The 17,361-nt window shown below is 43.4% G+C and carries 17 protein-coding genes; 3 read left to right on the top strand and 14 right to left on the bottom strand.

Translation table 11 applies throughout. The features are described 5' to 3' along the window. Positions 1 to 229: 229 nt before the first annotated feature. The 14 genes from CCVT_RS05255 to CCVT_RS05190 all read right to left on the bottom strand — a co-directional run bounded on the left by CCVT_RS05255 (position 230) and on the right by CCVT_RS05190 (position 14,100). On the bottom strand, positions 230 to 1,477 hold the full coding sequence (locus CCVT_RS05255; protein WP_018136367.1) for a type II secretion system F family protein: 1,248 nt from the start codon (positions 1,475 to 1,477) through the stop codon (positions 230 to 232). Next, positions 1,474 to 3,225 (bottom strand): GspE/PulE family protein, encoded by a 1,752-nt coding sequence (locus CCVT_RS05250; RefSeq protein ID WP_011992335.1) that lies wholly within the window; start codon positions 3,223 to 3,225, stop codon positions 1,474 to 1,476. Before CCVT_RS05250 ends, CCVT_RS05255 begins: the two co-directional genes overlap by 4 nt. After that, the gene (locus CCVT_RS05245) at positions 3,225 to 3,767 is read right to left on the bottom strand and encodes a hypothetical protein (RefSeq protein ID WP_018136366.1); all 543 of its coding nucleotides are present in this window, start codon (positions 3,765 to 3,767) and stop codon (positions 3,225 to 3,227) included. The genes CCVT_RS05250 and CCVT_RS05245 overlap by 1 nt, the downstream gene beginning before the upstream one ends. Beyond that, complete coding sequence (locus tag CCVT_RS05240) at positions 3,764 to 4,654, bottom strand: CDC27 family protein (protein WP_018136365.1); 891 nt, start codon at positions 4,652 to 4,654, stop codon at positions 3,764 to 3,766. Before CCVT_RS05240 ends, CCVT_RS05245 begins: the two co-directional genes overlap by 4 nt. After that, the gene (locus CCVT_RS05235; protein ID WP_018136364.1) at positions 4,647 to 5,483 is read right to left on the bottom strand and encodes an ATP-binding protein; all 837 of its coding nucleotides are present in this window, start codon (positions 5,481 to 5,483) and stop codon (positions 4,647 to 4,649) included. Before CCVT_RS05235 ends, CCVT_RS05240 begins: the two co-directional genes overlap by 8 nt. Continuing rightward, on the bottom strand, positions 5,476 to 6,996 hold the full coding sequence (gene mshL, locus CCVT_RS05230) for a pilus (MSHA type) biogenesis protein MshL (protein WP_018136363.1): 1,521 nt from the start codon (positions 6,994 to 6,996) through the stop codon (positions 5,476 to 5,478). Before mshL ends, CCVT_RS05235 begins: the two co-directional genes overlap by 8 nt. Then, complete coding sequence (locus CCVT_RS05225; RefSeq protein ID WP_018136362.1) at positions 6,974 to 7,381, bottom strand: hypothetical protein; 408 nt, start codon at positions 7,379 to 7,381, stop codon at positions 6,974 to 6,976. Before CCVT_RS05225 ends, mshL begins: the two co-directional genes overlap by 23 nt. Next, positions 7,381 to 8,028, bottom strand: a complete 648-nt coding sequence (locus CCVT_RS05220; RefSeq protein ID WP_018136361.1) for a hypothetical protein — start codon at positions 8,026 to 8,028, stop codon at positions 7,381 to 7,383. The genes CCVT_RS05225 and CCVT_RS05220 overlap by 1 nt, the downstream gene beginning before the upstream one ends. Then, a complete protein-coding gene (locus CCVT_RS05215) occupies positions 8,025 to 9,551 on the bottom strand; it encodes a C4-dicarboxylate ABC transporter (RefSeq protein ID WP_018136360.1) in 1,527 nt (508 codons plus the stop codon). Before CCVT_RS05215 ends, CCVT_RS05220 begins: the two co-directional genes overlap by 4 nt. 58 nt (positions 9,552 to 9,609) lie before the next feature. After that, positions 9,610 to 10,479 carry a GTPase Era gene (era, locus tag CCVT_RS05210; protein ID WP_018136359.1) on the bottom strand — a complete coding sequence of 290 codons (870 nt, stop codon included), beginning with the start codon at positions 10,477 to 10,479 and terminating at the stop codon, positions 9,610 to 9,612. Beyond that, positions 10,476 to 11,798, bottom strand: coding sequence for an HslU--HslV peptidase ATPase subunit (hslU, locus tag CCVT_RS05205; RefSeq protein WP_018136358.1), 1,323 nt, complete (start codon positions 11,796 to 11,798; stop codon positions 10,476 to 10,478). The genes era and hslU overlap by 4 nt, the downstream gene beginning before the upstream one ends. Continuing rightward, positions 11,798 to 12,340: an ATP-dependent protease subunit HslV gene (gene hslV, locus CCVT_RS05200; RefSeq protein ID WP_009651446.1), complete on the bottom strand. Its 543-nt coding sequence runs from the start codon at positions 12,338 to 12,340 to the stop codon at positions 11,798 to 11,800. Before hslV ends, hslU begins: the two co-directional genes overlap by 1 nt. Next, entirely contained in the window at positions 12,341 to 12,790 is a 450-nt protein-coding gene (gene rplI / locus CCVT_RS05195; RefSeq protein WP_009651461.1) for a 50S ribosomal protein L9, read from the bottom strand. 89 nt (positions 12,791 to 12,879) lie between these two features. Further along, positions 12,880 to 14,100 carry an argininosuccinate synthase gene (locus CCVT_RS05190; protein ID WP_026175452.1) on the bottom strand — a complete coding sequence of 407 codons (1,221 nt, stop codon included), beginning with the start codon at positions 14,098 to 14,100 and terminating at the stop codon, positions 12,880 to 12,882. 165 nt (positions 14,101 to 14,265) lie between these two features. Between CCVT_RS05190 and CCVT_RS05185 the strand changes: the two genes are divergently transcribed. The 3 genes from CCVT_RS05185 to CCVT_RS09935 are packed head-to-tail and all read left to right on the top strand — an operon-like array spanning position 14,266 to position 16,975. Next, complete coding sequence (locus tag CCVT_RS05185) at positions 14,266 to 16,347, top strand: TonB-dependent receptor domain-containing protein (protein WP_081605510.1); 2,082 nt, start codon at positions 14,266 to 14,268, stop codon at positions 16,345 to 16,347. Next, positions 16,341 to 16,730, top strand: coding sequence for a hypothetical protein (locus tag CCVT_RS09940; RefSeq protein WP_227898153.1), 390 nt, complete (start codon positions 16,341 to 16,343; stop codon positions 16,728 to 16,730). Before CCVT_RS05185 ends, CCVT_RS09940 begins: the two co-directional genes overlap by 7 nt. Before the next feature lie 8 nt (positions 16,731 to 16,738). Next, positions 16,739 to 16,975 carry a hypothetical protein gene (locus CCVT_RS09935; RefSeq protein WP_035160824.1) on the top strand — a complete coding sequence of 79 codons (237 nt, stop codon included), beginning with the start codon at positions 16,739 to 16,741 and terminating at the stop codon, positions 16,973 to 16,975. The last annotated feature ends 386 nt before the right edge of the window (positions 16,976 to 17,361 follow it).

Raw genomic sequence — 17,361 nt, 5'->3', positions numbered from 1 at the left:
TTAAAATAGTTTTGATTATATCACAAATTTAGCTCTATTTTTAAAAAATATTGATACCTCAAACGAATGCTTCGCAAATCTTATTTGCTCCACAAAACGCCGAACATGTAGCACGATTTTAGCGCTCACTTCGTTTCACTGAAAATCGGCGGCGATAGTGTCGCTTCATAAGATTTGGCTACGCTAGGATATTTAAAATTTCAAAAAATACTTTTTTAAAACAGAGCTTCTAGTTTTTAACCGCCTTGGCCATATCCCACATCGGCATGAAAATTCCAAGTGCGAGCAAAATGACGATACCGGCTATGAAAACGAGCAGTATAGGCTCGATGTAGCTTGAGATATTATCGATGATGTCGTTAAATTTCATCTTGTAATAATCAGTCACCTTCTCGGTCATACCGTCTAAGCTTCCGCTTTGCTCGCCTGCGCTTATCATTTGTATGAGCATGCCTTCGTAAAGCCCCGTCTCCTTAAAGGCCTCTGTCAGGCTTACACCGCGACCGACTAAAATTTTGACACTGCTTAGTTTGTTTTTTATCTCGATGTTTGATATCGTGACGACTGCCGTATCAAGGGCGTCCGCCATCGGCAGTCCTGCTCGCACGAGCTCGGTAAAGACTAGATTAAAGCGGCTCATATTCGAGAAAAATATGATATTTCCTATGAGATAGACCTTTAGTAAAATTCCGTCCAGCTTCTCTCTAAAATCCTCGCTTTTAACGTAATATCTCCTGATCGCAAAGGCTAACACGACAAGAAAGCCAAGGATATAAAAGCCGTAGTTGTTCATGGCGTATTCTATGCCTAGCAAAATTTTAGTCGGCAGCGGTAGCTCTGCGTTTAGCTGCTCGAAAATTTCTCTAAATTTTGGCACGACCATCGTCATCAAAACGATAAAAGCCAAGATGATCGCACAGATGACGGTTATCGGATAGCGTATGGCTTTTTTAAATTTTTGCTGGTTGTCCCAAACCTCTTGCAATATCGAAGCCAGCTTGCTAAGCGAGTCGGCCATATTTCCAGTGCTTTCGCCAAGCCTTATCATCGCGATGCTGACATCTCCCATCTCCTGCTGAAACGCTAACATCGAGTCGGTCAGGCTCGCACCTTGGTTTAGATCCTCGTTTATGGTCTGAAATATCACTTTCAGCCGCTTGTCCTCGGTAGAATTTGCGACCTCTTTGATACTGTCATGTATCGATATGCCGGCGTTCGTCATTACGCTAAGCTGCCTGATAGTGGCGACTAATGACGGAATTTTGATCTTAGGAGCGAAAAATGTCTTGGTTATTTTCTCTTTTATATCGCCAAACTGCTCTAAAAGTGGCATAGCCTGCGTCTCGCCGATCTTTACTATCATGCCATGGTTTTTGTTTTTGCTCGCGAGACTTCTGGCCTCGACTTTGTTATTGGCCTTTAGCGTCATTTTTTGACGTCTGCCGTTTTGTATGTATTCTACTTCAAAAAATTTCATATCTTAGCGACCCTATAAACTTCCTCTATCGTGGTTATGCCCCTTGCTGCGCGGACGATGCCGTCATGAAACATATCTATGAAGCCCTCGTCGTAGGCTACTTTTTTTATGTCGTCTTTGCTGGCGTTGTTTGCGACCATGCTGGCTATCGTATCGCTGATAGGCAAAATTTCGCTTATCATCTCGCGCCCCAAATAGCCTGTCTGAGAGCAGTTCGGACATCCGACATGAGTGTAGAACTGATACTCCTCGGGTAGATATTTTTTGATCTCCTCAAGGGCATTTTGAGGAGGCGTGATCTTTTGTTTGCAGTGCGGACAGAGCTTACGAACGAGCCTTTGAGCCTCTATACAAACGAGCGCACCACTAACCAGATAAGGCTCTATGCCCATGTCTATCATACGTGGTAGGGCGCTTATGGCGTCGTTGGTGTGAAGCGTAGAAAAGACAAGGTGGCCTGTGAGGGCGGCTTGTATCGCGATACGAAGCGTCTCTTGATCGCGGATCTCGCCTATCATTATGATGTCAGGATCTTGCCTTAAAATAGAACGAAGCGCCGAGACGAAGGTAAGCCCCGATTTTTCATTCACATGCACTTGCTGGATCATATTTAGCTGATACTCGACCGGATCTTCTACGGTGATGATCTTTGTTTTTATGCTTTTTATATCATTTAGTGCGCCGTAAAGCGTAGTCGTCTTACCAGAGCCGGTAGGGCCGGTGACTAGGATGATGCCGTATGGCGCTTTCATGGCTTTTTTAAATTTATTGAAATTTTGCGGATGCATGCCTAAATTTTCTAAATTTATGATGACCTTTGATTTATCAAGGATACGCAAAACTATGCTCTCGCCGTTTAGTATCGGTAGCGTGGAGATACGAAAGTCATACTCTTTATCTAAGATCTGTGCCGAGAAACGACCGTCTTGAGGGCGTCTGCGCTCGGCTATGTCCATGTTTGAAAGTAGTTTCATACGGCTGACCATCGGCGGATATATATCTTTGTCAAAGATAAATGTCTCGCTTAACATGCCGTCTATCCTGCTTCTTACGATGCAGTTGGTCTCTGTGGGCTCTATGTGGATATCGCTGGCGCGGCTTTGGATCGAGGTTTTTAAAATGACTTCGATGAGTTTTAAAATTCCTGAGCTTTCTGTGTTCGAGCTGCCGCTGGCAGAGCTTGAGAGCTCCTTTCTGATCTCGGCGACGATGTCTTTTATGCTTTCGTTCAGTGCTAGCTTGTTTGTGTATTTTTCTATTTGTGAGGGCTCGGCGGCGACTACTTTTAGTAGCTTTCGATTGAAGAAATTTTGCACCTTATCTTGCGCCATTACGTCAAATGGATTTTTAAAGGCCACATAAACGCTGATCTCGTCCTCTTTAACAGGCAGCGCGCCATACATTTTTAGCTGATTGGTGCTGATCTTTTCGCAAATTCTATAATCTATATCTACATCGTCAAGGTTGAAAAACTCGATCTTAAATTTAGCGCAGACATATTTTAAAAAGCCCTTCACATCAAGCTCGAGCTCTTTTGAGATCGCGTCTATATCAATGCGTCCACGCCTATAAAGCTCGGCTGAAATTTGCATGAAGTCATCTTCGCTGATGAAATTTTGCTCGGTTAAAATTTTGATCAAAGGCTGATGCGTACTTGATTTTAAATTTATGATTTGCGCTATCTGCTCTTTGTTCAGCTTTTCGCTTTGTTCAAATATCTTTATAAGGGTCGATTCGGCCGTATTCATCACCAGTACTCTATTTGTGATTTTAGCTCGTCGTTTTTGAAAATTTTGAGCACGAGCTTTGGTATTTCCTTTTCCTGCGAGACGCTAAGCTCGTAGTGAGTATCGGAATTTGGCTCTTTGAAGATATATATGTCGATGTCTTGGATATACTCTTTTTTGACGAATTTATCAAAGATGAAAGATAGTATGTAGTCGCTTCTTGGAAGTCTTGCGTAGCTGATGTCCACGTCGTCTACTAATGCGTAGTAAAGCAGCTTTTTCTTAAGCAAGATATCTGCGAAGTAGGCTGCATTTTCGCGTGCGTTTTTGCTTCTTACCAGTTTTGAGATCGGTAGGGCGAGCCTATTTATCTCGTGTATGCGAAGACAAGCCATGCCATAAAGGCTTATTAGCTCCTCGTTGCTGGAGTCTTTTAAAAAATTTTCAGTTTGTGACGAGCAGACCTTTTTAAATTCGCCGCCATTAAACCAGCCTTGTATATCAGCGCCGCTAATGGCGAAAATTTGCACACTAAAAGCTAAAAGTATTATAAATTTTTTCATAACGCATCGTTCTCTATTTGCCTGATAAGCTCACCTATCGAGCTTTTGTTCGCATTTTTATTGTATTCTCTAAGCGCCCTTAGAGCGTCGTCCTTTTGTTTTAGTTTGTATTTTGACTTTGCAAATATCACCCACGACTCTTCTAGGTTATTGTCTATCTCGTTTGCCGCTAGCGACCATTTCAGCGCCTCTTGATATTTTTGCTCTTTGAAATTTATGCGTGCAAGATCGAGTGCGAAAGCAGGGTTGCTAGTCCTTATAAACTGCTCTTTTAGCGCGCTTTGCTCGTCTTTGGCGCTTGAAACTTCGATATTTATCTTGGCCTTTTTAGCAGGCGGCTCTGAAGGATCTAGCATGATCTTTTCCTCTCTTGGCAGAGGGATACTTTTCATCGTATCGTCTCTCTCGTCAAAAAAGTCTTTGCCGTCTTCGCTGTTTATGAAATTTAGCCTTAACCAACCTTGTTGCGAGCCGTCTTTTTGTCTATTTTGTGCTTTTGGCTTAGATGAGGTCTCCTCGCTGCCGTTTTGCTCGCCGGTTTTTAGCGTCTGTTCTATCTTTTGTGCTATTTTATCGACTAATTCGTCTTGCTTTTTATTGTCCTCAAAGCGCATTTTAGCCTGTGCGCTTTTTTCTTTTACTTCGCTGATGGTGGATTTGGTTTGATTTTGCTCTTTTGGTGCGCTTGTGACAGCTATTTTTTGCTGCGGACTGTCTATGCTCAAAAGAACCAGCACGACGACTAGAGCCACGATAGCAAGCAGCTCGGCGATCAAAATTTTAGAATTTTTATTTAGGCTTGGTAGCTTTTTAAATATGCTTCTATGCTTGCGCGCATAGGCTTCATAGCGCTCTTCTAGCTTTTTTATCTCGGCTGTATCAAGCATCGATGATCCCCGTGTCGATAGCCGCCATAGTTAAAATTTTATTGTTAGCGGTCTCGTTTGTGAGCTCTGATGGCTCAAAATGATCGTAATACTCGCAAATTTCAAAAAATTTATACATCATTTTGTTTAGCGTTCGTAAATTTCCGTCGCAAAGCGAATACGCCAGTTCATAGTCTTTTTTATTGAATTTTAGATATTTTTCAAGCCCTTTTAGAGCCAGCTTCCTTTGCAGATAGATGATTATCTCGCCCATATTTACGGTCTTTAGCTCTATGCTCTCCCAGATCCTGGTCTGAAAATAGTCTTTTGCCAAGATGTCTTCATCGTCTGTTTTATGTATCGTAAATAAAAATTTAAAGCACCTTGTATCTGCCATGAGACGTATCTTCTCGATGAGATCTTGCGGATAAAGCTGCGCCTCGTCAAGGATCACGATCACTTGATTTTGTAAAATTTCCTCTCTGTCTTTAAATTTCTTACCGTATTCTTTTATGAAAATTTCAAAATTTTCTATACCGTCTTTTTTCTCGCCAAAGAGCCTCTCGCAAAGCGCCCCGATAAACGTCGCTTCGTTGAAAAAAGGGTGCGGGAAAAATATTATATTTTGCTGTTCGCTTAAATCGGCTGTGATTTTATTTAGCAAAAAGGTCTTGCCGCTTCCTGGCTTGCCGTAAAACAAGATGAGCTTGAGCGGCTTTTTTAAAACGGATACTATTTTATTGTAGCAGTTTATAGATTTGTCTAAATTTACGAAATTTTTGACGTCGTCTTCGTTCATGAAGACCTCTTTTACCTGCGTGTAAATATTCGTTTCGTTGTTATTACTCATAAATCGACTTTGAAAATCCTAAATCTTTAAGCGATTGCTGAACCGGTTTAGCGCCGTCTAGATCGACGACTCTAGGCGTTATCACAAATATCAGCTCTGTCGTTTTGACCGCATCTTTCGTGCTTTTAAAGGCGTTTCCAAGTAGTGGGATATCCGCCAAGATAGGCACGGCCGTATTTTGTTTATTTTTTGTCTGACCGATGAGTCCGCCAAGCACGATCGTATCGCCACTATTTACCTGAACGACTGTCGATAGCTTCTTTTGTATCGTATCAGGAGCTATCTCTCTGATGTTTGTATTTTGGGCTCTGACGTCGTCTTCTTGGTATTTGAAGCTACTTAGCGACGGATTTATGCGAAGCATGATCTTGTTATTGTCAGACACTTCCGGGAGTAAATTTAGCAAAATTCCTATAAAAACGGAATATTGTTTGTAAGTCGTCTTTATCCTGTCGTTTAGTGCGTTGGCGCTGTCTGTTTGCTCCATGACGCGGTAGTTGATGTTATCGCCCACCGATATCAATGCTTGTTGGTTGTTTAGAGTCGTTACTTTCGGGCTTGAGATGACCTTGGCTTTGCCATTAGTCTCCAAGAAATTCATCATCCCGTCAAGGCTGAAATTTAAATTCGCCGCGATGTTTAACGTCTGACCAAAGCCGGCGCTCAGGCCGTTGCCTCTATTGTTCCAGCCAGCATTTGATGGCTTAGTCGGATCGCCGCCTAAGTATGAGTTGAAACCAAGCTCGAATTTGCTCCAGTCCACGCCTTGTTTATATTCGTTGTTTAGATCGACTGCGATGATAGAAACGTCTATGATGACTTGTTTTTTGAGGCGTCTTTGCACCTCGTTTATATAGCTCTCGACGCGCCTTAGCTGAGACGGAGTGCCTGTGACCGTGATGAGACCGGCATTTGAGTTGATGATAGGATCTGGCGCAGATACATGCTCGCTCGTGTTGTTTAGTATCGCCTTAAGCTCGGTGTCTAGCTTCTCCCAAAAGTCGAATTTCTCTACGCTTCTTATCAGGTTGTTTGAGTTTTGGATATCGCCTCCCTCGGCATCGTCTTTTTCATCGCCCACTTCGACAGGAGAGGCATCTACCGAGGCCTTTGTCACTGCTGTGCCCTCGCGGACGGAGGTTATATAGTCGATTTTAAATATCCTTGTTTGCAGCGATGAGATTTTTAATACGTTATTTGAAAATTCATAGCTTAAATTTTTCTCGTTTAGCAACAAGTCAAAGACTTCGTTTAAAGACATATTCCTGATATTCACGCCAAAAACATGATCCTTCAGCTCTTGTTTGCTAAGGTTATCTTTTGCCACGATGCTAAAGTCGCACATATCGGATAGTTGATTTAGCACGTCGCCAAGCGCGATATCGTCTGAAATTTTCATACTAAAATTTTTACCCAGACAGCTGCTAGCTTTTGCCTGCGCACCTACGAAACTTAAAGACAGTAGCAAAATAGCCGCTATGAATTTGATCTTATTTGATTTTAATGCCAACATTTTTACTTCCATTTGCAAGAGAAAGCTCCTGCTTTTCGTTATTTTTTATCATCGTTACTTTTGAGTGGGTGATCCTCGCGATACTGTATTCGTCCACGATATCTCCGACGTCGTACCATTTTCCGTTTATGTTTGCTCTATTTTGCATGATAGCCTTGAGTGCAAGAGCGTTGCCCGTAGGCTCCAAGCGCGCAGTAGAATTTTGATCTGAAGCGACCTTTTTAAATGGCGTTTTAAGGCTTGCTATCTGCTCTTTGCTGATCCCTTGTCGGTTGTCTTGGATCTTAGCGAACATAGCGTCAAATTTAGCTATCTCGTCCTCAAACTCACCCCCGAAAGAGTAGAGGCAAAGGGCTAAGAACAGACCGCATTTTAAAATTTTCATCAATATTTCATCCCCCATACAGATATGGTTATATTTGCTCCCAGCTCGTTTTGAGTGGAATTTATATCCATTTTGTGCAAATCAACCACCAGTTTTGACTCCTCCAAGCTATTTATGTAGCTTATAACGTTTTTGAACCCGCCCAAGAATTTCACATTCACATTTAAAATTTGCTCGATTTTTTGATAGTTCGGCTCTTTTATATCGCTTTTTAGCTCTAAAATTTTGATATTGTTTTGCTTTGCCAAAAAGACTATGCTGTCTAGGAAATTTGCCCAGTTTTGATCGTTAAAGAGCAAAAACGACAGCTCTTTTAGCTTCATATCGAAGTATCCGTTAAATTTCAAAACGTCGTTATATTTTGCCTTTAGATCTTCAAGCGTCTTTGTCTCTCTTGCGATCGCAAAATTTCGGTCCCCATCCGGCGAGCTGACGGAATTTAGATAATTTTGCGTATTTTGAAGCTGGGCGCTAACATTGTTGTGAGCGTCTAGCTTTTCGTTATAAAAAATTTCAGACGGATCAAAGCAAAGCATATAGGCCAGATAGGCGATGACTAGCGCACAGCCGCCAAATATGATGAAAACTTCGCTTGGCTTTTTGAGCTCAAAATATCTATCGATCTTGTTTAACGTATCTTGTTTCATTGTTTTATCTCTATGCTGATGTTGCTCTCGTAGTTGCGTTTTAGCTCGTCCGAGTAAATTTTCTTAGTATTTACCGAGTATTTTGGTGTCTGAGCGATGGCTTTTATGAGCTCGGTTATCTTCTTTTCGTTATCGCTCGTAGCTGCGATAGTGAGGTTTCTATCGTCGTTCGTGACGCTTGTTATTTGTACGTCGTTATCGTTTATGATGTTTGTTAGCTCGAAAAGATTCACACCTTTCATCGCGTAGCTATTTTTCTTGGATTGTATCTCGTCTAGCAGGCTTTTTCTAAAGTCCAGCTTCTCTTGCTCTTTTGCAGTAAGCCCTTTTACCTCGTCTTGCTCTTTTGAAAGCTGCGCCAGCTTTTGTTTGATCTCGTTTGCTTGTGCATTTAGCTCGGTTAGTTTATTATCTAGTCTTTGGGAGTCCTGCTCTAAAATTTCGCCTGCAATGTAGTTATATATAGGATACGCAAGGCTTATACCAAGCGCAATCAAGCAGGTGAGTATGAACTGTCCGCTCTTTCGCTTAGCAAAAGGCTCCGGGCGCATCATCGTGGAGAAGTTAAATTCCTCCTCGTAGCCCTCGTCTTGATAAAGCTTGGCAAACAGCGCCATCATGTTGTGCTGCTGGGAGATATTGAAATGTTTACTGTTTATCGTGATGTTTGCATTTAAGATGCTGGTTTTTATACCCAGCTTGCTATGCGTGAATTTATCTAAATTTGCAATACCCTCACCGCTGCAGTCGATGTAGATGCTATTTACGTTTATGAAATATATGCGGTTTATGATATTTATGGTGTCGTTTATATAAAACAAGCAGTCTTCAAAAACGGTGTTTAAATCGGGATTGAAATTTTCATTTTCTCTATCAAGTTCCAGGCCTTTGGTAGCCAGCATCTTGAAAAACGCTTCGTCGCTGGTGCGCTCACCGCTTTGCTCGACGTATTTATCTTTTATGTAGTTTAATGTATATCTAAGAGGCCGCGAAGCGAGGTATTCACCGCCTGAATATACAGCCAAAAACGCATCATCGTCTTGCAAACAGACGAAACAATCCACATCCACGCTTGGCAGTAGGCTTCTTTTATAGACCGCACCGTAAAGAAGTGGAGCGACCGCGAGATAGTCTATGTAAGGTATCTTTTTTGATATGTCTTTGAAATTTTTATTTATAAGGTCGTTATTTACGACAAAGACGTTAAAAAGCCTGTTTTCGTTTTGACTTTGCATCTCGGCATACGTGATCTTATAATCAACCGCCGCATCAAGCGAGAGCTCCTCGTATGTTTTGATGGAGATGATGTTGGTGAGCTCATCTTCGCTTGTATTTCTTGGCAGGTTTATGGTCGTTGTTATGATGTCTTTAAATTTCAGATACGAGATGAAGAAATTTTGCTTTTGGGCGGTCTTGCTTATATCAAGGATATCAACTTCGTTATTTTGAAATTTAAAACCCGTTTGCTCGTAAGGATCTATGGTAACAATTGAAATTTCGTTATTTTTTTTATTTTTAAACATTTATTTTAAACCTTCCTAGAAACCTAGGCGGATATTTTAATACGTTTAAAATAAAAAATCAATAGCCGATTAACTTTTTTATAATCTTTTCGTCTTTACTCCAGCCTCTTTTAACGACTACATCGAGCTTCAAGTAGATTTTACAATTTGTTAAATTTTTGATTAACTTTCTGGCAAAGATACCTATGCGTTTTATAGTTTCGCCATTTTTTCCGATTATCATAGATTTGTGCGTGTCTTTTTCGGTGATTATCGTCGCAAAAATTTCAGTGATACCGGCTTTTTCTACGACCTTATCTACGCTGACATCGCTAAGATACGGGATCTCGTCGCTTAAATTTTCATATATCGCCTCAAGTATGAAGTCGCGGAAAATTTCCTTTTCGTTCGTATCGGTCAAAAACTGGGGGTCGTAAAAATATGCGTGCTCGGGCAAAAGCTTGCAAATCTCATCTAATAGCGGCTTTTGATAGCTTTGCTTTTTTATACTAAAGGGCACGAGAGCGGTGAAGCGGCTTTGAAAATTTTGATATTGCATCATTTTTTTCAAAAGCTTTTCGTTGCTTACCTCATCGACTTTGCTCAAGACGAGGATGTGTGGCTTTTTAGGGTTTAAATTTAAAAATTTTTCATAGTCGCTCGTATTGTCATGTACGGAGGCTATAAATATCATGGCGTCGCAGTCGCCCATCGATTTTACGGCTTCGTTTATCATCAGCTTGTTTAAAATTTTATCGCTTTCGTGAAGTCCCGGAGTATCTACGAAGATGATCTGGTCGCCTTCATTCATCACGATACCGTTTATCTTGCGCCTAGTGGCGTTTTGCTTATGTGAAACGATGGCAATCTTTTCGTTTAAAAGGGCGTTTAAAAGCGAGCTTTTGCCCGCGTTCGTCCGCCCTATGATACTGACAAATCCGGACCTCAAAGGATATACCTCGCAAGGTCTTGATCTTCTACCACATCGCTTAAACGCTCTTTTACCAGCTCTTTTGTGACATTTACCTTTTCACCGCTTTTTTCACTGGCCTCAAAGCTGATGTCCTCTATCACGCGCTCGATCACGGTATGTAGGCGGCGAGCGCCGATATCTTCCATCTTTTCGTTTGCCGCTTGCGCGATCTTGGCTATCTCGTGTATCGCTTCGTCATCAAATGCAAGCTCTACATTTTCAGTGGAGAGCAGGGCGATGTATTGCTTTAGGAGTGAGTTTTTTGGCTTAGTCAGGATCTGATAAAGCGCTTTTTCATCGAGACTATCAAGCTCTACGCGAAGCGGGAAGCGCCCCTGCAGTTCCGGTATTAGATCGCTTGGCTTGCTGATATGAAAAGCTCCTGCCGCGATGAAAAGGATATGATCGGTCTTTAAATTTCCAAATTTCGTCGAGACGTTCGAGCCTTCTACTATCGGTAGCAAATCGCGCTGCACGCCCTCTTTGCTGGGATCTTGTCTGCTCGAATTTCCGGAGCTTACCGCGACCTTGTCTATCTCGTCTATAAAGATGATACCTTCGTTTTCAGCGCGTCTTATCGCCTGCGTTTTTATGCTCTCTATATCTAAAATTTTATCATTAGCCTCGTTTTCAAGGGCTTTTTTGGCGTCCTTTACCTTCATCTCTTTTTTGACGTTTTTGCTTCCCATGCCGATTATTTTTATGAAGCTCTCTTGCATCTGAGCCATATCCGGTGGGACGTTTGAGCCGGTTTCTAGCGAATTTTGCTGGATCTCGATCTCGACTGTCAGGTCATCAAGATCGCCGTTTCTAAATTTAGCCAGCATCTTTTCGTAGCTTCGCTCGTAGTCCGCCGTCTTCTCCTCGCTAGCACCTTTTGGCAAAGGGGGGAGCAGCTTTGAGACGATCTTTTCTTCTATGTAGGCGTTTATTTTATCTTGATTTTTTTCGCTTTGTTCGGCTTTTACGAGGTTAAAAGCGGCCATGGCGAGATCTCTGACCATGCTCTCTACGTCGCGACCTACAAAGCCTACTTCTGTGTATTTGCTCGCCTCTACCTTGATAAAAGGCATGCCCATCATCTTTGAAAGTCGCCTTGCGATCTCGGTCTTGCCTACGCCGGTCGAGCCTATCATCAAGATATTTTTTGGCATGATGTCATCTTGCATCGCCTTTTCCAGCTTCATCCTGCGGTAGCGGTTGCGAAGCGCGATCGCGATTATTTTTTTGGCATCTTTTTGACCGATGACATAATCATCGAGAAATTCAACGATCTGCTTTGGTGTCATATTCATTATTTTTCATCCTCGATTACATAAGTTTTGATGTTTGTGTTCGTGTAAATGCAAATTTCGCCGGCGATCGTGAGGCTCTCTTTTACCAGCTTTTCCTCGTCGATATCGGCAAATTTATCCAGCGCACGAGCCGCTGACAGGGCGAAATTCCCCCCGCTTCCTATAGCCGCTATCTTGCCGTCCTCAGGCTCCACCACGTCGCCTGTGCCGCTTAAGAGGAAAATTTTCTCGCGGTTTAGCACCAGCATCATGGCTTCCAGCTTTCTTAGATATTTATCCTTGCGCCACGCCTTGCTAAATTCTATCACCGCTTTTAGCAGATCACCCTTTGCATGCTCTAAATTTTCCTCGAACATATCAAAAAGATTAAACGCATCAGCCGTGCTGCCTGCAAAACCTGCCAGTACCTTGCCGTCTTTGATCTTGCGGATCTTGACTGCGTTGCCCTTAAGCACGGTGTTGCCAAAGCTTACTTGCCCGTCGCCGCCGATCACGGATTTGTTTTTGCCTTTGTAGGCTAAAATGGTCGTTGCATGAAACACTTATTCTCCTTGCACGTCTACTTTTAATGTAGCTGATATAGCGTGTCCGAGCTTTACTTGAACGTCGTAAAGACCGACTGCTTTGAGGTGATTTTTATCTATCTCGATAGCCTTTTTATCGACTATGAGATGGTGCGCTTTTTCAAGCTCTTCGGCGATCTCCTCTTTTGAGACGGAACCAAAGAGCGAGCCGTTAGCGCCGAGCGTTTTTTTGATGACGAGCGTAATCTTTGAGAGCTCGTCTTTTAGCTTTTCTAAATTTGAAATTTCATATTTCAGCTCTTCTTCTTTTCGCTTTTGAGCGGCTTCGTATTGGCGTATGACGTCAGGAGTGGCCGCTTTTGCTAGACCTTTGCCGATCAAGAAGTTGTTGCCGTATCCGTCCTTGACCTCTTTGATCTCTCCTGCTTTTCCCAGTGATTTTACATCTTTTATGAGTAATACTTTCATATCTTTCCTTTGTATTTGGCTTAAAATTTTGGTTTAAAAATGTGGAATTTTAAAATTTGGCAGACCGCGAAAGCGGCCCGCCGTCAAATTTAAAATTTTCGTCCGTTTTTGCTAGCGATAATGAAGCGAAGTGCGTTTAGTTTGATGAAGCCGTCAGCGTCTTTTGGGTTATAAACGCTATCTTCTTCAAATGTGCAGTATGCTTCGCTAAATAGATTATCGTCCTTGCTTGAGCGCCCAAGGATCGTGACGTTTCCTTTGTAAAGCTCGACTCTGACCTCGCCGTTTACGTGCTCCTGGCTCTTATCTATTGCAGCTTGAAGCATCAAACGCTCAGGTGAGAACCAAAATCCATTGTAAATAAGCTCTGCATAGCGCGGCATCAGCTCGTCTTTTAGGTGTGCCGAGCCGCGGTCTAGTGTGATGCTCTCTATCGCGCGGTGAGCTTTTAGCATTATCGTGCCGCCCGGTGTCTCGTAGCAACCGCGGCTCTTCATGCCGACGTAGCGGTTTTCGACAAGGTCAAGGCGTCCGATACCGTGTTTTGCGCCGAGGCGATTAAGCTCGGTCAAAATTTCAGCCGGGCTCATTTTTTTACCGTTTATGCTTACAGGATCGCCTTTTTCGTAGCCTATCGTGATTATTTCGCTCTCGTTTGGAGCGTCTTTTGGACTGACGCACCAGCGCCACATGTCGTTTTCAGGAGCGTGGTTTGGATCTTCTAGCACAAGCCCTTCGTATGAGATGTGAAGTAGGTTTGCGTCCATCGAATACGGGCTTTTGCCAGGCTTTCTAGTGATATCGATGCCGTTTTTCTCTGCGTATGCCAGCAGTTTTTCACGAGAATTCAGATCCCACTCGCGCCATGGCACGATGACTTTTAAATTCGGATTTATCGCGTAGTATGCGAGCTCGAAACGCACTTGATCGTTTCCTTTGCCTGTCGCTCCGTGACTCACACCGTCTGCGCCGGTTAGCTTGGCTATCTCGGCTTGTCTTTTTGCGATGAGCGGACGAGCGATAGATGTGCCTAGCAGATATTCGCCCTCGTAAATGGCGTTTGCGCGAAACATCGGAAATACATAATCTCTTACAAATTCTTCTCTTAGATCTTCGATAAAAATATTTTCAGGTTTTACGCCCAGAGCCAAGGCTTTTTTACGTGCGGGCTCGAGCTCTTCGCCTTGTCCGATGTCGGCGGTGAAGGTCACGACTTCACATTTGTATTCATCTTGAAGCCACTTTAAAATAATGCTTGTGTCAAGTCCGCCAGAGTAGGCCAGAACGACTTTTTTAACATCTTTTTTCATTTTTGCCCCTTTGTTTTTAAGATGGCTAATTTTAACCAAATTTTTTTAAATTTTGATTGAAAGGCGGTGAATGACGCATATTATTTATTATATTTTATATTGATAATTAATTTTGATTTAATTTATCAATTGATAAGATTGCATTTAAAATTTAAGGGAGCAAAAATGTCAAAAAATTTAACACTTTCGCTTGCTGCGGGCGCGCTTTGCTGCCAGGCTTTCGCTGCCGAAAACGTAAAGCTTGAACAAGTCGTCGTTACCGCAAGCGGTTTTAGTCAAAATATCAAAACAGCCCCAGCCAGTATCTCTGTGATAAAGCAAGATGAGCTTACAAACGGGGCTTTCACCTCGCTTCACTCTATCGCGTCAAAAGTGCCCGGAGTGAGCGTGATAGCAGGCGATGATGGCGCTGCAAGCGGACTTTCGATACGCGGTATGGAAAGCTCCCAGACGCTGGTGCTCATAGACGGCAAACGCGTGAGTGTAAGCGCAGCCAACCCAAAAGGTGGCGCAGGAGACATGAACTCAAATTTTATCCCGCCAGCAGAGGCGATCGAGCGTATAGAGATCATCAGAGGCCCGATGAGCTCGTTATATGGTAGCGATGCGGTCGGCGGCGTGATAAACATCATCACGAAGAAAAATTTTGCTAAATTTACGGGCTCAATGAGCATTTCAGCGATGCTTCAAAATCACGATGGCATCGGCGATCAAAGGCAGGCGGACTTTTACGTCGGTGCGCCGCTTTGGCAGGACAAGCTCAGCCTTCAACTTTGGGGATACAAAAAGCTACGCGACGAGGACGAATACAAGGGCGGCTACCAAGGGAGCGATAAGAAAAATTTGACCGCGAAGCTTTGGATAACGCCTGATGAAAACAATAAATTTTACCTGCAAGGCTCAAAAGAACATCACGACTACAAAAGGACGGTGGGCAAGACCGCGACCACAAGGACAAACCGCGTGCTAAACGCCTACGACTACACCAAAAATACCTACGGTGCGGGCTATGTGGGCACATTTGACGCTCTAAACGCCGACGTGAGCTACACATACGATAAAACCAAGCGTACGAGCCTTTTTGACTCGCTCACACCTGCTAGCGTGAAAAATCATAATTTTAACTCCAAATTTAGCACCTTCCTAGGCGCGCATACACTCACTTTTGGCTATGACTTTCACAAAGAGACCGTGCAGACGACATTTATCGTCTCAAATAACAACAAGACAAATTTAAGAAAGCCTTCTCCTTACTCGATGAAGGAGCACGCGGCGTTTTTGGAAGATGAGTGGGAAATTTTAGACGATGCGCTTTATCTCACGCTGGGCGGACGCTGGACGCATAATGAATTTTTCGGCAATCACCTCTCGCCGCGCGCGTATCTAGTCTATAACCTAAACGACAACTGGACGCTAAAAGGCGGCGTGGCGACAGGCTATAAAACGCCAAATGTAAATGAAATCTCATCAGAAGTCGGCACTATCCAAGGCGGCTGGCGTATCATAAATTTTGGCAACAGCGAGCTAAAACCTGAAAAGAGTGCGACTTATGAGATTGGCGCGTATTACGACAACAGCGACGATTTGCGCGCGAGCGTGACGCTGTTTAGGAACGAATTTAAAGATAAAATTCTTGACACCGACGGTAGCAACCTAAACCGCATCCCTGCCTACACTGGCTGCACGGGTGCGCCAAGCGTGGCTTGCCCGGGCTGGGGAACGTATTTTAACATCGACGGTGCGGACGTTTGGGGCGTGGAGCTAGCGACTGATTACGACATCCTCAAAAACCTAAATTTAGCCGCGAACTACACCTACAATCACTCAAAAATAAAAACCGGCAATCCAAGCATAAATACGCCAAATGGCAGCGTAAATTTCGACCAGACTACGCTCTCGCGCCTAGATGGCAAGTCCCTGACCGCCACGCCAAAACACAACGCAAATTTAACGCTCACGTATAAGCCGATCGCCAGCGTCTCGACCTTCGTCGGCGCAAACTACCAAAGCGCACTTACGAGCGTGAAATTTGGCCCCGGCAACAAAGTAAGTGAAAACGACAAAAAGTTATTTACGCTCGACATGGGCGCGGGCTGGGAGGTAAATAAAAATTTATCCCTAAATTTCACCGCTTACAACGTATTTGACAATATCCGCTACGACGAGGGGCTAGCAGATGACGGCAACTACTACTGGTATCCAGAGCAGGGCAGGAGATTTTGGTTTAAAGTCAGCGCAAAATGGTAAAATTTCTAATGGCACTCTTGCTTAGCGTGGCGGCCTCTCTTGCCGCTCCAAACCAAACCGTAGAACCCATCTCGCCGCAAGCGTGCAAAAATTTTGACATCAGTAGCGAAATTTTAAAGAGCGAGCAGGGGCAAATTTATAAAATTTTTTATGCCGTTCCAAAGGGCGCGAAAAAGCAGGGCAAAATTTTATTTATGACCGACGGCAACGCGCAGTTTGTGACGCTACTAAATTTATACAAAGGGGGCGCAGCACCGCTCATTGTAGGCATCGGCTATGATACAAATTTAGCCTACGATGTCGCTTTACGCACCCGCGACTACACGCCAAAAGCCGCTGGCGAGGAGTTTAGCAAAGGTGGCGGGGCGACTCCGAGATATTAAAAAACGCGGTGCAAGGGGGCAAATTTAAAGAGCCGCTCAAAGCAAAATTTGTCTGGCTTGGCGTGGGAGAGCTCGAAAAAAGGGCTGGCAAGACCGACCGTGAGGGCATATTAAACGCGCGCGATCTGGCGAAAATTTTAGACGCAAGCGGCGTGAAAAATGAGTTTAAAATTTACGAAGGGCAAACACACGGCGGTGTCATACCGCTGGTGCTGAGGGATGTTTTGAGGCATTTTGAGGAGTAGATTAAGGCTTGTTTTAAATTTGGCTAGATTTGTCCGCACGGCGTGAGTTCAAATTTTTAGGCTCTGTTATAATAAATCATTGACACTTGCTTCGCAAATCTTATTCGCTTCGAGAGCGACTTAGCATAGACGCGAACAGCGTTTATGCAGGAGCGAATAGCCGAACATATAGCACTAAAATCACGGTCAGCTATCGCTTCCCTCATTTTTTTGCTTCGCCATGCTCGCAACTGCAAGCACAGAGGCGGCGATAAGCTCGCTAATAAGATTTGACTTCGCTTTGGCAATCAAAAATCATATTTGAAAAAGTGTTTATTTCTTGATTTGCAAATTTTACTAAATTTATCAAGGGACGGACAGGGCTCTACTTACGAGAAAACGCGACC

This window comes from Campylobacter curvus (assembly GCF_013372125.1).
GTDB classification, from domain to species: Bacteria; Campylobacterota; Campylobacteria; order Campylobacterales; family Campylobacteraceae; genus Campylobacter_A; species Campylobacter_A curvus.
Note: the sequence above shows the minus strand (reverse complement) of the source record. Positions and strands in the feature narration are given on the sequence as shown.

Bases quoted from the DNA above. Each gene is read 5' to 3' on its own strand.
- CCVT_RS05240 (WP_018136365.1), bottom strand. From the start codon at position 4,654: ATGCTTGATACAGCCGAGATAAAAAAGCTAGAAGAGCGCTATGAAGCC.
- CCVT_RS05215 (WP_018136360.1), bottom strand. From the start codon at position 9,551: ATGTTTAAAAATAAAAAAAATAACGAAATTTCAATTGTTACCATAGAT.
- CCVT_RS05235 (WP_018136364.1), bottom strand. From the start codon at position 5,483: ATGAGTAATAACAACGAAACGAATATTTACACGCAGGTAAAAGAGGTC.
- hslU (WP_018136358.1), bottom strand. From the start codon at position 11,798: ATGAATATGACACCAAAGCAGATCGTTGAATTTCTCGATGATTATGTC.
- rplI (WP_009651461.1), bottom strand. From the start codon at position 12,790: ATGAAAGTATTACTCATAAAAGATGTAAAATCACTGGGAAAAGCAGGA.
- CCVT_RS05225 (WP_018136362.1), bottom strand. From the start codon at position 7,381: ATGAAAATTTTAAAATGCGGTCTGTTCTTAGCCCTTTGCCTCTACTCT.
- CCVT_RS05250 (WP_011992335.1), bottom strand. From the start codon at position 3,225: ATGAATACGGCCGAATCGACCCTTATAAAGATATTTGAACAAAGCGAA.
- CCVT_RS05185 (WP_081605510.1), top strand. From the start codon at position 14,266: ATGTCAAAAAATTTAACACTTTCGCTTGCTGCGGGCGCGCTTTGCTGC.
- CCVT_RS05220 (WP_018136361.1), bottom strand. From the start codon at position 8,028: ATGAAACAAGATACGTTAAACAAGATCGATAGATATTTTGAGCTCAAA.
- CCVT_RS09940 (WP_227898153.1), top strand. From the start codon at position 16,341: ATGGTAAAATTTCTAATGGCACTCTTGCTTAGCGTGGCGGCCTCTCTT.
- CCVT_RS05190 (WP_026175452.1), bottom strand. From the start codon at position 14,100: ATGAAAAAAGATGTTAAAAAAGTCGTTCTGGCCTACTCTGGCGGACTT.
- CCVT_RS05245 (WP_018136366.1), bottom strand. From the start codon at position 3,767: ATGAAAAAATTTATAATACTTTTAGCTTTTAGTGTGCAAATTTTCGCC.
- mshL (WP_018136363.1), bottom strand. From the start codon at position 6,996: ATGTTGGCATTAAAATCAAATAAGATCAAATTCATAGCGGCTATTTTG.
- CCVT_RS05255 (WP_018136367.1), bottom strand. From the start codon at position 1,477: ATGAAATTTTTTGAAGTAGAATACATACAAAACGGCAGACGTCAAAAA.